The organism is Aquabacterium sp. UBA2148, assembly GCF_002328915.1.
GTDB classification, from domain to species: domain Bacteria; phylum Pseudomonadota; class Gammaproteobacteria; order Burkholderiales; family Burkholderiaceae_C; genus Aquabacterium; species Aquabacterium parvum.
Genome location: NZ_DCXA01000211.1, coordinates 17,460 through 17,742, shown reverse-complemented (window position 1 = coordinate 17,742; position 283 = coordinate 17,460). Strand labels below are relative to the sequence as shown.

Here is a 283-nt window from a genome sequence, read left to right as displayed (position 1 = left end):
CGTGGTGGCCAACGAGGTGCGCAGCCTGGCCAGCCGCAGCGCCGATGCCGCGCGCGAAATCAAGGGCCTGATCGGCAGCAGCGTCGAGCGGGTGGAAACCGGCTCGGCCCTGGTCGATCGCGCCGGTCAGACCATGCAGGACGTGGTGCAGGCCATCCAGCGCGTGACCGACACCGTCGCCGAGATCCGTCATGCCAGCGAGGAACAAAGCAGCGGCGTGGCCCTGCTGCAGCAGTCCCTGACCGAGATGGACCAGTCCACCCAGCAGAACGCCGCCCTGGTC

1 protein-coding gene is annotated in these 283 nt (G+C 69.3%); it reads left to right on the top strand.

Going from position 1 to position 283, the window contains the following annotated elements; translation table 11 throughout:
- A partial coding sequence (locus tag B2W70_RS11825; RefSeq protein WP_286745912.1) for a methyl-accepting chemotaxis protein occupies positions 1-283 on the top strand: 283 nt, incomplete at both ends.